Genomic DNA, 12,422 nt, shown 5'->3' with positions numbered 1-12,422 from the left:
AAGAATGGCTAATTTAAAAGAAGTAAGAAACCGGATTGCATCGGTACAATCAACACAGCAAATTACCAAAGCTATGAAAATGGTTTCGGCGGCGAAGTTGAAACGTGCTACAAATGCAATTATCGCTTTACGTCCTTATGCAACGAAACTGAAAGAGATTTTAGGAAATCTTTCTGCAAGTTTGGAAGGTTCTTCATCGCCTTTTATCCAAGAGCGTGAACCTAATAAGGTTTTAATTGTGACGGTATCATCAAACCGTGGTTTGGCTGGTGCTTTTAACATGAACGTAATTAAAGCGGCCAATAATTTAATTGCAGAAAAATATAGCGAACAGTTTAAAAACGGTAACGTAAGCATTATTTCTATCGGTAAGAAAACTCAAGATTTTTACGAAAAACGTAAATACAATGTTATTGGCAACAATAATGAAGTGTATTCTGCTTTAACTTTTGAAAATGTAACTAAGATTACAGATGCCATTATGGCTGGCTTTTTAAAGGGCGAGTTTGATAAAGTGGAAGTAGTTTACAATCGTTTTAGAAACGCAGCCGTACAGTTTATTACTACTGAACAATTATTGCCTCTTCCAAAAGTAGAAGCAGTTGCAGAAACTAAAGAAGAGAAAAAGGCAGCAAATGTTGATTATATTTTAGAGCCTTCTCAGGAAGAAATTGTAGAGCAATTAATCCCTAAGTCTATTAAAATTCAGTTATACAAAGCTGTGTTAGATTCTCACGCATCTGAGCACGGTGCCCGTATGACGTCAATGGATAAAGCAACTGAAAACGCTGGCGAGTTGTTGAAGGCCTTGAAACTTTCTTATAACCAAGCTCGTCAGGCAGCAATTACAACTGAGTTAACGGAGATTGTAAGTGGTGCAGCAGCGTTGAACGGATAAGTTTAGTCTGGAGTCAAGACTCATTATAATATTATAAGCCCATTTCTTAATTGAAATGGGCTTTTTTATGCTGAGCGTTTGAGGTTGCTACCAAAGGGGCAAAGAAAACAAATAATTAGTCTTTATGTGCTTTGGTAAAGGCTATAGTTACTTTTGTGTTCAATTTAAATTAGATATAGATACATCTAGTTTTAAAACAGATTTAATTATAATCCAAAATTATTATGATTATTTTGGAATGAAATCCAGAATGATTATGTTTTTATTGGATCTCTAATTCTATTTTGTCAATAATTTCCAGTTATGAAAAAATACATCTTCATCATTCTATCACTCCTCCCTTTTTTTGCGTCAGCTCAAAATCCAGCCAGAGATTACACCAATGCCGTACTTTGGCAGCAAACCAGTGGCGAATATCGGGCGTTATGTTTTCAGGCTTATAACTTCGCTCGCTTGTCACTAAAAGAAGCAATGTGGGCTGATACCAGCAAAAAACCGAACTGCGTTATTGTAGACATAGATGAAACCGTGTTAGATAATTCTCCATTTCAAGGACACGAAATTAAAAAAGGCTTGAGTTATAATCCTGCCGATTGGACAGCGTGGACCAGCCTGGCGAAAGGCGATACCGTACCAGGAGCATTGGCATTTTTGAGGTTTGCAGCTTCAAAAAATATTGAAACTTTTTACCTCAGCAATCGCGATGAAAAGGATTATGCCGCAACGCTTAAAAATTTACAAGCTTTTGGTTTTCCTTATGCAGATGATGCGCATTTATTAGTTGCAAAAGGAACTTCGAATAAACAACCTCGACGCCAAAAAATCGCTGAAACTCATGATATACTCTTGCTTTGTGGCGATAATTTGAGCGATTTTTCTAACATTTTTTACCGTGAACAAAAGAATACTTTCGATCAGGTAAATGCAAATCAAAACCTTTTTGGGATCAAATTTATTGTGTTACCAAACCCCATGTATGGCGATTGGGAAAAACCATTGTACACCGGTGAAAAACTAAACGATGAAGACAAAGCAAAACAGCGTTTAGAACGATTAAAAAGTTACTAAACATATATAAATATTCAGCAATAAGTATTACTTTTGCTGCATCATAAAAATAAACATTATGGAGAACAGCGAATTAAAGCACAATACAGAAAGTATGAAAACGGCTAATCAGCCAGGGATATATAAACTAATGATTTTTGGTGTATTGATTTGTATGGTTGGTACTTACGCTCGTTTTGCATTCGATTCTTGGGTGTTATCATTGGTTTCATGGATTATCCTTTTTATTGGTGCGATCATCAGCATTAAAGGAGTATTCAAAATTTTAGACGCATAAAATATTTCTTTCTAAATACAGAGCCGATGATATACCAATATCATCGGCTTTTTTATTTACCGGCCTTTCCTTTTATGGAAAAATCAGTCCTATTGCATCTAAACTTAAACGTTTTTAAGGTTGGGTTACCTATTTCTATTTTTAGTATAAAGGGGAAATATGACGACTTAACCTAACCAGAAACGTCTAACTTCTAATGGCCATTTGAAGAATATATTTAAAATGATTAATTTATTAGAACCCCAGAATCATGAAAAGGAATATCATTGCTGCTGCCATTATTTTAATAATTTTTGGCTGCAATAGCAAAAAAGAAGGATACGTTACGGATAATGCTGCCGAAGCCATAGAAATACAAATGCCAGATACCTCAGTTGCAGCTAAAATTATTAAAACTGCCGACATGCGCTTCCGTGTGAAGGATGTTCAAAATACCAAAGAAAAGTTGAGTCAGATTATTAGATCAGAAGGAGGAACAGTTGCCGAATTTTCTATCAATAGTACCATACAAGAAACCGACAAATTTAAATTAACAGCCGACTCGTCGAAGGAAATTACTTCCTATAGAACCGATGGTATTTTGGTAGCTAAGATCCCAGCACAAGGCTTGGATGAGTTTACCAACTCAATTGCGAAAATGGCTGTTTTTGTAAATAGTTCTTCTTTAAAACTTGATGATCAAAGTATAAATTATCTGGCTAATCAGTTAAAAGGCCAGAATAGGATAGATGCTTCTAAGCAAATTGGGGAAATCCCGAGCAAAAAAACAGCTAACATCACAACTTCTATGAATTTAAGTGATGAATCTATCGACCGGAAAATAGATAACATAAGTATTGATGCCAAGGTGAAGTTTAGCACTATTACGCTGAACTTCTACCAGGATAATACGGTTAAAACAATGATCGTTGCAAATGACAATCTCTACGATTATCGGCCGGCATTTGGTAACCGTTTGTGGTTAAACATCGTAAACGGCTGGACTATTTTTAAAGAGATTATCCTCGCCCTTGCTAACTTATGGATGTTGGTTCTTGTTGGCATCGCAGCCTTCTTTACCCTTAGATATTTTGTGAGAAAAAATAAGGTGGCCATGGAAAGGGCAACCAGGAATATGATGGAAAATAGGCAATAGAATTTCATTTTCATCATGAGATTGCCACGGAATGATAGAAGAGTTTTTCTCCCGAGCATGGGGGAGGTATTAACCGATAGGACAGAATGTATCGGCGTTTAAGTAAGTTGGTCGGTGAGGACACCAATGCTATTAACTTAAGGTATTTATATGTCTGGTGCATTCTGTTTTTTCTTTTTCTAAATGTTATTCTAGGAAAGCTTCTGTCCGGTTTTATAGGTATTTTAGATGATGCTATTAGCTTAATAAGCTTCGACTTCGCTGTGACTTCATTATTAAAATTTATATTTTTAGCAAATGAACTCTATGCTTATTAAACCGGAAGCACTCTGGTATTTATACGACTTTGATCATTTTGAGGAAGTAGATGATTATCTGCGTCGCTTGGGGTTTATTTCTCAAAGCAATGAAGATCCTATTAAACTATATAAAGGAAGAAATGAGGCCTTGATGATCAGCTTATTAGGTGATGATATAGTTCAGCTTAATTATAAAACCATGGATGAACAAAACTACCTCACGTTTATCAACTATGCGAAGGATAATTTGGGTTATATTTTGATACACGAAGATCAAAAAGCTACATCAAGCTTCCTTCGGTATGATGATGATAGGCATAGTCTGGTTTTTATGGTAATTTCAGTAGATATTCTTACATCTTATACCGTCATATTACAAGAGAAGTTGGATCAGAACACTGAAGTTTTACCAGATATTAGCATCGGTCCGCCTCCGCAAGCAAGTTAAACAGAACTTAATAACAAGACAATAAGTGTTTTATTTTTGATTAAGACGGCCACGAAATGATAGGAGGAATCATTTCTCTCAATGACGAAAAAGGTGTCTAATCAGCCGGTCGGTGTTTCACTGACCGATTATTTCTTCACTTTCACAGCCAGACCCTTCACTTTCGTTTTGTTATCGCTCACGAAAGACTCCCACCCAGAATAAGTTTTCGATTTGCCCGTTGAGGTGATTTTTTGAAAAGAGTGGCAAACAGCAACGGCTAAACCATCGGTTGCATCTAAAAACTCTGGTGTTTCTTTAAAATTCAATAACCTTTGTAACATCGAAGCAACTTGCTCTTTAGTTGCGTTTCCGTTGCCGGTGATGGATTGTTTGATTTTTCTCGGAGCGTATTCTGTTACCGAAATATTTCTGGAAAGTGCTGCTGCAATTGCGATGCCTTGCGCTCTTCCTAATTTTAAGAGTACCTGAACGTTTTTTCCATAAAAAGGTGCTTCAATCGCTAAAACATCTGGTTTGTATTGATCAATTAGCACCACTGTTTTTTCGAAAATGCGTTGCAGTTTTAAGAATGGGTCATCAAGGTGAGTCATCTTAACTACCCCTAAACTAATCAGTTCTGTTTTATTTCCCTTCTCTAAAATTATGCCATAGCCCATTACTGCAGTGCCGGGGTCGATGCCCATAATTATCCGTTCTTTTTTTTCATTCAACATTACAGCAATATTAAGCATATTTGCAAACTAAAATGATAATCTTGACAGGCAAGAATAAAAATATATTATCAATATTAATCAAAGCTGCAATTGTAGTATTTGCTTTTTGGTTCATTTATCATAAGCTTGTTGCCAATAAAAATCTTGAGAATTTTGCAACACTTTTGAAAGATATTCCACAAGTCGAAATTTTTGGTATTATAGGGTTCGTAGTCTTGCTCATGTTTTTAAACTGGTTTCTGGAAGCCGCAAAGTGGAAAAGATTAATGAGTCACATCGAACGCATCAGTTTTTACAGGGCAATCGAATCTGTTTTTTGCGGTTTAACATTAGCCATATTTACCCCAAACCGGTTAGGCGAATATGGAGGGAGAGTTTTTTTTCTTTCCCCAAAACGTAGAATAGTGGGCATTGTTGCTATGACGGTTGGTAACATTGGTCAACTGGTGTTGACAAACGTTTTCGGTGCTATAGCAGCCTGCTTTTTTGTTTACAGATTTGTGCCGATCGATCATCTTGTTTTTCTAGCTGTTGTGGTTTTCGCTATGGGAATCTGCTTATTTTTCATTGTATTTTATTTCAATATTCAATGGCTTAATGGCATTCTGCTTTCTTTTAAATTCACCCGTAAATACAAAAAATTTTATAGCATTCTAGGTCGATATAGAAAAAAAGAACTTTTTAAAATCATGCTTTTCTGTTTGGCCCGGTATCTGGTTTTTAGTTTTCAATACTTCATTTTATTTGTATGGCTGATCCCTGGTTTGCAGTATCTGGATATCGTAATGATGACTTGCCTTTTGTTCCTGATTCAATCTGCACTGCCATCATTGGATCTCTTCGATGTAGGCATCAGAAGTGTAACCGCGGTAGAATTATTTAAACATGTAACCAATCAACACGTTGCGGTTATTGCCTGTACAGCCAGTATTTGGCTAATAAATATTATTATTCCTGCTATCTTAGGCACATATTTCGTCTTTAAACTCAATTTTTTTGGAAATCCTAAAACTAGTTAGTCTACTATCCGCTGCTTTAACCATTGTTTATGGTTTACTTGTGCTTACTTTTATCAAAGGCTGGTATAGCCTGAATGGATATAAAAAAAGTATCATCACTCCATCTACCAAAGTTTCTGTAATTGTTGCTGCACGTGATGAGGAGTTGAATATCGGGCGAACAATAGAAGCATTAATTGCCCAGAATTATCCAAAGGAATTAACAGAAATCATTTTTATCGATGATCATTCTACCGATAACACCGCAGAAATTGTTGCTTCTTATGCTAATTGTGGTGTTAAACTTATCAAGCTAAACGAGAATCTGGCTTTAAATTCCTATAAGAAAAAGGCGATTCAAACAGCCATTGGCTCTTGCAGTGGCGATTTAATTATCACTACAGATGCCGATTGTGTGATGGGTACAAAGTGGCTTAGTTCGGTGGTAGAATTTTATCAGGATAAGGGATATAAGATGATTTCTTCGCCTGTCTCTTATTTTGAAGAGAAAAATTATTTTGAACGGTTACAATCCTTAGAGTTTCTATATCTAATTGGCTTAGGTGCATCCACAATTGGGAATAAAAAGCCATCTACATGTAACGGCGCCAACTTGGCTTATGAGAAAGCTACGTTTTATGAGGTGGGCGGTTTTAAGGGGATAGATGATTTGGCCTCTGGCGATGACGAACTTTTGTTGCATAAAATCGCTGCAAAGTATCCAGATAAAATAGGGTTTCTGAAAAACAGGTCAGCTATTGTTTATACCAAGGCGAAGGAAAACTTAAAATCATTTATCCAACAACGGAAAAGGTGGGCTTCCAAAAGCACACGTTATAAAAATAAAGCTATCATCGTTTTAGGTGTTTTCGTTTGGGTATTCAATTTAAGTATTTTAGCAAACTTCATTACAGGATTATTTATTCCGGGATTTTTAACCATAACAATTTACCAATTGATAGTTAAAATGATTTTAGAAACATTATTTTTATGGGATGTGACCGGCTTCGCAAATAAGCGGAGACTACTCGTATTAATCCCAGTTTTAAATGTTTTGCATATACTTTACATCGTTTACATTGGTATTGCCGGAAACAGCGGTAAGTACAATTGGAAAGGCAGAATGGTTAAATAATGGATAATAGCCCATCTAGAAAAGTCTGGTTAAAGTTTAAAAGAAATAAGCTCGCTTTTGGCGGTCTCATTTTTATTTTACTCTTGGTATTGATGGGTATTTTAGGTTATATCATTACGCCCGATAGTACACTTGATGCCAATACGCAAATATTACCCCTTAATAAGAAACAGCCTGGAAGTACATTTAAATTTGTCATTCTCAATAAAAACCCTAATATAAAAGAGGATGGTTTTTTTAGGAAAATGCTAAATGGACAGAAGTCGGGTATTACAAGTATTCCAATTGTGTCTTATCGAATTGAAGATAAGGATGTCTTTATAACGCCATACATCGGTGACGAAGAGAAAGCTTCAGAAATAAAGTATAGTTTAAGAGAACTTTGTCCCAAGTGTACGCCATATTCTAAGCTTGGTACACCCGCTACATTATTTGAACAATATAATGTTCACGAAAAAACGTATTGGCTAGGTACAGATATCTACGGGCGTGATTTATTAAGCCGAATGATTCTGGGGATTCGTGTTTCCCTATCTGTTGGTTTAATGGCTGTTTTAATTTCGCTATTTATTGGAGTTAGCTTAGGCGCAATTGCTGGCTATTTTGGTGGAAAAACTGATGCTGCAATCAGTTGGTTTATGAATGTAGTATGGTCATTACCATCGCTGCTATTGGTTATTGCGATTTCATTTGCGCTTGGAAAAGGCTTTTGGCAAATTTTTATTGCTGTTGGTTTGTCTACATGGGTAGAAGTGGCCCGTTTGGTACGTGGGCAAGTAATGGCTTTGAAAGAAGTGGAGTTTGTAGAGGCCGCAAGAGCTTTGGGCTTTAGCACCTCAAGAACCATCATTAAACACATTTTACCTAATATTGCGGGACCAATTTTAGTTGTTGCCTCCTCTAATTTTGCATCAGCTATTTTGTTAGAAACTGGACTGAGTTTCTTGGGTTTCGGTGCGCAGCCGCCAATGCCAAGCTGGGGAAGCATGATCAAAGAACATTATGGCTATATCATTATGGATGCCGCTTATCTAGCAGTTTTCCCTGGTTTGGCAATTATGCTCACCGTTTATGCTTTCAATGTTTTAGCAATTGGTTTAAGGGATGCTTTTGATGTAAAGGGGCAGAATACTACGGTTTAACTTTTTCTTTTCTTTGATGCTTTAGCAAAGGGATTAAACGCTAAGGCCATGTCTACCCAAAAACTGAGCTCATCTTTTCTATTTAGCACATCTTCTGAAACTAAAATATAACCCTTCATAACAGTTTTACTCATCATCATTTGCTCCCATCCATCTTGGCTAGCCAGTGATGGTAAGATTCCAGGATTAATCCTAAGCATCAATTTTTCTTTCATCACTCCGATACACATTTTATCATTTACCATAAAAACCAACCCACCAAACATTTCCTTCTCTTCTACATCTGGTAAAAGCATTAATTTTTCGCGTACACGGTTAGCAAGGATTTCATTGTATCTCATTGGCTAATTATTGTTTTCTTCAACAGACTTAATTCCCGTAGATATAAAGAATGCTTTAATAATATCATATTTCTGGTTGCAAAATACATTCAATTTTACTTTTTCTGAACTCACTTTTCGTCTTTTGCACTCAAAGCAAAACTCTATGTATTCTGGAACACTACCTTTGTCATCAAAAAATAAAATTGCATTTCTAGGATTGTAACAGTTAGCGCCTTTCTCAAAATTTTTAAGGCCATGATAACTTTTGTTTGATTTAACGCCAATGTTGTAAAGGATGTGTGTCAATTTAGCAATCTCTTTTCCTGTCAAAATTTTTATCTCAAGAGCTTTAGTTTTGTAGAATCTCTTGTTCTTTACAGGAAAATAACCAATAGAATCTTGCTTGATATTATCATCTAACAAAGGATTTCCATCTACATCTGCAATATTATCTAGAGTTGGTTACTGCGGTTCGAAAGAAATCAAAACAACTTTTTTATACGTGCTAAATGGAAATATTTTCAACCTTTCGCTAACAGTATAATTATTCCTTAACATGCAATCCCATCTTTGTTCAAGAATACTGCCTTCTTCTTCAGTGGGTGGATATATGCGTGCTTTTTTGTTGCCTTGAGCTAAAACAATACTACAAAAAGATAGAAGTATAAGTAGTAATTTTAGCCTCTTCATTAAAAGTTGTTTAAAACTAATTTAACCCTTTCTTATCCTGTTCACAAATTTTAATCGTTATTCTTTAAATTTGCATGATGTTATTAGCTTGTTATCAGGAAGAATTTTTAGAGGCCGGTTGCGATGAGGCTGGAAGAGGCTGTTTAGCGGGTCCGGTGTTTGCCGCGGCGGTAATTTTACCAAAAGGTTTTGTGTTAGAAGGCTTAAACGATTCAAAACAATTAACACACGAACAGCGAGATTTACTGCGCCCGATAATTGAAAGGGAAGCTTTGGCCTGGGCGGTAGCTTCGTGTGATCATGAAGAAATCGATCGAATCAACATTCTTAATGCTTCTTTTCTGGCGATGCATAGAGCAGTTGAGAAGCTTCACACTAGACCTGGTTACCTTGTTATCGATGGAAATCGGTTCAAAGCTTATCCGGAAATTCCACACAGCTGCATTATAAAAGGCGACGGAAAGTATCTGAATATTGCTGCAGCTTCTATTCTGGCAAAAACCCATCGCGATGAATACATGAGCAACCTTCATCTCGATTTTCCACATTATAATTGGCTATCAAACAAAGGTTACCCAACCATTGCCCACCGTAAAGCAGTCATTGAGATAGGTTTATCGCCTTTTCATCGCAAAACTTTTAATGTAAGCGATCCTCAACTCGACTTGTTTTCAAAGGCGATATAATTCGCTTTATTAAAATTCATTTTTATCTTGTCTGATAAATCAATTCATTTTTAAAAATAAAATTTTTATGACGTGCTCTCAAACAAATCACTTTAAGAAGGTTAAATTATTCACACTAATTTGTTGTTTTTTTACCCTTCTCTCAGCATGCAATGTTGATAACGATTTGCGCAAAACAAGAGATGAGTTACAGGCGCATGTCGATGAAATTGAAAACATTATTGATTTAACGAGTTTACGCATAAAACCTTCCAATCAGTCTGGAAAGAATGATTTTGATGAAAAAGATGAAAATAATTTTACTGTAGATCTAGTAAAGTATTTCACCGTTGATCAATTCGCATCCTACATTCAAAAAAATGAACAAATTGATGCCGAAGTGATCAAACCAAACAACCTAATTAAGGTCTCTGTTGATGTTATCGATTTGAAAGACATGTTAGGTTTGGAGATTGAAGACAATTCGCTTATTGCAAATGACCCAACATTTATTCCAACAAGCCTACATTTTTGGGACGGAACCACGTTGGCCGTAAACGGAAATTATAAAACCCTAGATACTGCTAAGCTAGATGAGGAGAATGCAGATGGCAGCCAACTGGGTTACAATGAATTTTTAATTCCAAGCGATAAATCAGTTAAGATGGTAGATTTTGATGTGAAATTTAGGCATAAAAGCTTTACAGGGTATCGATTGGATAGTGTGAACAGAATAGTCAAGACTGACGGTGCTCAAATTGAATGGCGAGGCAATCAAAACGGAGAGGTAAAAGTAAGCTATCCCAAAGCTATTGATAATCGCATTGGCGAAACATTCGGCTTTTATAAAAACGGCAAAATGCTAAAAAGTTCAGGGCGTACAAGTTATTCAATCCCCTCGATAACTGTGTTAGAATGGGCGAAAAAATCATTGCCCATTTACCAAAAAGCAATTGATCTAATGGATAAACAAGAACTAAAATCGAAACAGGAAGTGGATGATTATTTAGCTAAAAATCTTCAACAAAAGCCAGTCGAAAAGGACGCAAAAACCTTCGCTACGACTTTTTATTCTGGCCCTGTAGATTATATAATGATTTATGTTGAGAATGCTAAGCCGGAAAATGTAGTTAAAAAAGTGACTTTGAAGCTCCATAAAGATGATCGGGAATGGTTCAATAAAGGCTATTTTGTAGCTAAAGATTCAAAAAATAAAAAATATGGCATTGTAGATGCGAGAGGTAACTGGATAATCAATCCAACCTATGATGACATTAGAGCAGAGTCCGAGGGTAAATTTAGCGTGTACGAGAATAAAATAGGAAGAGTAAGAAAACTCGATGTATTGAACAAAAAATTTGTTGCTCTCCGTGACTAATAAATTTTAAAAGAGCGCTTAAATTAGTTAAATTCACCACATTGTGAAAATTCTGTTAATTACTAAGCGGATCCCCTTCCCGCCAAATAGTGGTTATCCAATTGTGGTTTATAATACCATGAAAGGGTTGCTGCAACTTGGTGCAGACATTACTTTGTTTAGCTTAAACCCTATGAAAGGGCGGATTGATATGGAGGATGTTTACGATCCGATTTTCGAAAAGATCAAGTATGATACGGTAGATCTTGACACCGAAGTAAATGTATGGTCTGCTTTTTTTAACATTTTCACCAATGAATCGTATAACGTTTCCAGATATTTTAGTGAGGATGCAGCACGGCAACTCGAAAATATTCTGCGGGAAAATGTCTTTGATGTCATCCAGTTCGAAGGATTATTTGTAGTGCCTTACTTGGATATTGTGAAGGCAAATAGCAATGCTAAGCTCATTTACCGGGCCCATAATATCGAGTTTACGATGTGGGAACGACTGTCTCACTCTGAAAGTTTTTTAATCAGAAGAAAGTATTTAGCCTTTTTAGCTCAACGGTTAAAAGCTTATGAAACGGATCAAATTAACCGTTTCCATCAAATATTTGCCATTAGCGAACCCGACAGGCAAAGTATTATCAGGTTTGGTTGCGAAGTGCCGATGACAGTTTTCCCCGTAGCCATTGATTTAGAAAAGTATAAAGTTGATAAAACGAAAACGAGTTTCCCTACGCTATTTCATCTGGGGGCAATGGACTGGCGTCCAAATCAGGAAGGGTTGGAGTGGTTTCTTGATGATATTTGGCCAGATATTGAAAAATTGAATAAAGACCTTCGTTTCTACATCGCCGGTAAAAATATGCAGAAACATTTTTTTGAATATGATTCGGATAATCTAATTGTTGAGGGAGAAGTTTTTGATGCGATTGAATTTATGAATTCGAAAGCGATTATGATTGTGCCACTCATTTCTGGAACAGGCATGCGGGTGAAAATTATTGAAGGCATGGCAATGAAAAAATGTATTATCGCTACCACTACCGCAGCTGAAGGAATTAATTGCCGACATGGGCATGATATTCTAATAGCAGATTCTGCCGACGAATTTTACCGCTACATTTTGCAATGTATTATTAATCCGAAGCGCTGGATGGAGATAGGAGAGAATGCCCGAAAAACAGTGGAGAATGACCACGGGATAAAATTGATTGCTGGTAAAATGCTGGAGATTTATGAAGGATTAATCACAGCGTGAATCA

Annotated in this window: 14 protein-coding genes; 11 read left to right on the top strand and 3 right to left on the bottom strand. The window is 36.3% G+C overall.

Features of this window, described 5'->3' with window-relative positions; genetic code table 11:
• Nucleotides 1-4: 4 nt before the first annotated feature.
• The 5 genes from atpG (at nucleotide 5) to OQZ33_RS12575 (ending at nucleotide 4,125) form a co-directional block, all read left to right on the top strand.
• Nucleotides 5-898 (top strand): ATP synthase F1 subunit gamma, encoded by an 894-nt coding sequence (gene atpG / locus OQZ33_RS12595; RefSeq protein ID WP_056850998.1) that lies wholly within the window; start codon nucleotides 5-7, stop codon nucleotides 896-898.
• Nucleotides 899-1,201: 303 nt separating this feature from the next.
• Nucleotides 1,202-1,966, top strand: coding sequence for a 5'-nucleotidase, lipoprotein e(P4) family (locus OQZ33_RS12590; RefSeq protein ID WP_265799374.1), 765 nt, complete (start codon nucleotides 1,202-1,204; stop codon nucleotides 1,964-1,966).
• Nucleotides 1,967-2,024: 58 nt separating this feature from the next.
• Nucleotides 2,025-2,243 carry a hypothetical protein gene (locus OQZ33_RS12585; protein WP_056850995.1) on the top strand — a complete coding sequence of 73 codons (219 nt, stop codon included), beginning with the start codon at nucleotides 2,025-2,027 and terminating at the stop codon, nucleotides 2,241-2,243.
• Nucleotides 2,244-2,493: 250 nt separating this feature from the next.
• Nucleotides 2,494-3,378, top strand: a complete 885-nt coding sequence (locus tag OQZ33_RS12580) for a DUF4349 domain-containing protein (protein WP_265799373.1) — start codon at nucleotides 2,494-2,496, stop codon at nucleotides 3,376-3,378.
• A gap of 306 nt (nucleotides 3,379-3,684) precedes the next feature.
• Nucleotides 3,685-4,125, top strand: coding sequence for a hypothetical protein (locus tag OQZ33_RS12575; protein WP_265799372.1), 441 nt, complete (start codon nucleotides 3,685-3,687; stop codon nucleotides 4,123-4,125).
• Between the two features lie 128 nt (nucleotides 4,126-4,253).
• On the opposite strand, the gene ruvC is transcribed toward OQZ33_RS12575, so the two are convergent.
• The gene (gene ruvC, locus OQZ33_RS12570; RefSeq protein ID WP_265799371.1) at nucleotides 4,254-4,841 is read right to left on the bottom strand and encodes a crossover junction endodeoxyribonuclease RuvC; all 588 of its coding nucleotides are present in this window, start codon (nucleotides 4,839-4,841) and stop codon (nucleotides 4,254-4,256) included.
• Nucleotides 4,842-4,882: 41 nt separating this feature from the next.
• On the opposite strand from ruvC, the gene OQZ33_RS12565 reads away from it, so the two are divergent.
• The 3 genes from OQZ33_RS12565 to OQZ33_RS12555 are packed head-to-tail and all read left to right on the top strand — an operon-like array spanning nucleotide 4,883 to nucleotide 8,116.
• Nucleotides 4,883-5,860: a hypothetical protein gene (locus OQZ33_RS12565; protein WP_416338752.1), complete on the top strand. Its 978-nt coding sequence runs from the start codon at nucleotides 4,883-4,885 to the stop codon at nucleotides 5,858-5,860.
• Entirely contained in the window at nucleotides 5,838-6,974 is a 1,137-nt protein-coding gene (locus tag OQZ33_RS12560; protein ID WP_265799369.1) for a glycosyltransferase family 2 protein, read from the top strand. The genes OQZ33_RS12565 and OQZ33_RS12560 overlap by 23 nt, the downstream gene beginning before the upstream one ends.
• Complete coding sequence (locus tag OQZ33_RS12555; RefSeq protein ID WP_265799368.1) at nucleotides 6,974-8,116, top strand: ABC transporter permease; 1,143 nt, start codon at nucleotides 6,974-6,976, stop codon at nucleotides 8,114-8,116. Before OQZ33_RS12560 ends, OQZ33_RS12555 begins: the two co-directional genes overlap by 1 nt.
• On the opposite strand, the gene OQZ33_RS12550 is transcribed toward OQZ33_RS12555, so the two are convergent.
• The gene (locus OQZ33_RS12550; protein WP_265799367.1) at nucleotides 8,113-8,457 is read right to left on the bottom strand and encodes a TfoX/Sxy family protein; all 345 of its coding nucleotides are present in this window, start codon (nucleotides 8,455-8,457) and stop codon (nucleotides 8,113-8,115) included. The two genes, OQZ33_RS12555 and OQZ33_RS12550, sit on opposite strands and share 4 nt — an antisense overlap.
• 3 nt (nucleotides 8,458-8,460) lie before the next feature.
• Nucleotides 8,461-8,862, bottom strand: coding sequence for a hypothetical protein (locus tag OQZ33_RS12545; RefSeq protein ID WP_265799366.1), 402 nt, complete (start codon nucleotides 8,860-8,862; stop codon nucleotides 8,461-8,463).
• A 344-nt stretch (nucleotides 8,863-9,206) separates the two neighbouring features.
• On the opposite strand from OQZ33_RS12545, the gene OQZ33_RS12540 reads away from it, so the two are divergent.
• From OQZ33_RS12540 to OQZ33_RS12530, 3 genes are all read left to right on the top strand, one after another.
• Nucleotides 9,207-9,815 (top strand): ribonuclease HII, encoded by a 609-nt coding sequence (locus OQZ33_RS12540; protein ID WP_265799476.1) that lies wholly within the window; start codon nucleotides 9,207-9,209, stop codon nucleotides 9,813-9,815.
• A gap of 166 nt (nucleotides 9,816-9,981) precedes the next feature.
• Nucleotides 9,982-11,172, top strand: a complete 1,191-nt coding sequence (locus OQZ33_RS12535) for a WG repeat-containing protein (RefSeq protein ID WP_265799365.1) — start codon at nucleotides 9,982-9,984, stop codon at nucleotides 11,170-11,172.
• Nucleotides 11,173-11,215: 43 nt separating this feature from the next.
• Entirely contained in the window at nucleotides 11,216-12,418 is a 1,203-nt protein-coding gene (locus OQZ33_RS12530; protein ID WP_265799364.1) for a glycosyltransferase family 4 protein, read from the top strand.
• Nucleotides 12,419-12,422 lie beyond the last annotated feature (4 nt).

It is taken from the genome of Pedobacter sp. MC2016-05 (genome assembly GCF_026239735.1).
GTDB lineage: Bacteria > Bacteroidota > Bacteroidia > Sphingobacteriales > Sphingobacteriaceae > Pedobacter.
This window is presented reverse-complemented; position numbering and strand designations above follow the sequence as displayed.

What these genes read in the sequence shown, in the direction of transcription:
- atpG (WP_056850998.1), top strand. Translation starts at nt 5, where the DNA reads ATGGCTAATTTAAAAGAAGTAAGAAACCGGATTGCATCGGTACAATCA.
- OQZ33_RS12585 (WP_056850995.1), top strand. Translation starts at nt 2,025, where the DNA reads ATGGAGAACAGCGAATTAAAGCACAATACAGAAAGTATGAAAACGGCT.
- OQZ33_RS12540 (WP_265799476.1), top strand. Translation starts at nt 9,207, where the DNA reads ATGTTATTAGCTTGTTATCAGGAAGAATTTTTAGAGGCCGGTTGCGAT.
- OQZ33_RS12580 (WP_265799373.1), top strand. Translation starts at nt 2,494, where the DNA reads ATGAAAAGGAATATCATTGCTGCTGCCATTATTTTAATAATTTTTGGC.
- ruvC (WP_265799371.1), bottom strand. Translation starts at nt 4,841, where the DNA reads ATGTTGAATGAAAAAAAAGAACGGATAATTATGGGCATCGACCCCGGC.
- OQZ33_RS12575 (WP_265799372.1), top strand. Translation starts at nt 3,685, where the DNA reads ATGCTTATTAAACCGGAAGCACTCTGGTATTTATACGACTTTGATCAT.
- OQZ33_RS12550 (WP_265799367.1), bottom strand. Translation starts at nt 8,457, where the DNA reads ATGAGATACAATGAAATCCTTGCTAACCGTGTACGCGAAAAATTAATG.
- OQZ33_RS12555 (WP_265799368.1), top strand. Translation starts at nt 6,974, where the DNA reads ATGGATAATAGCCCATCTAGAAAAGTCTGGTTAAAGTTTAAAAGAAAT.
- OQZ33_RS12590 (WP_265799374.1), top strand. Translation starts at nt 1,202, where the DNA reads ATGAAAAAATACATCTTCATCATTCTATCACTCCTCCCTTTTTTTGCG.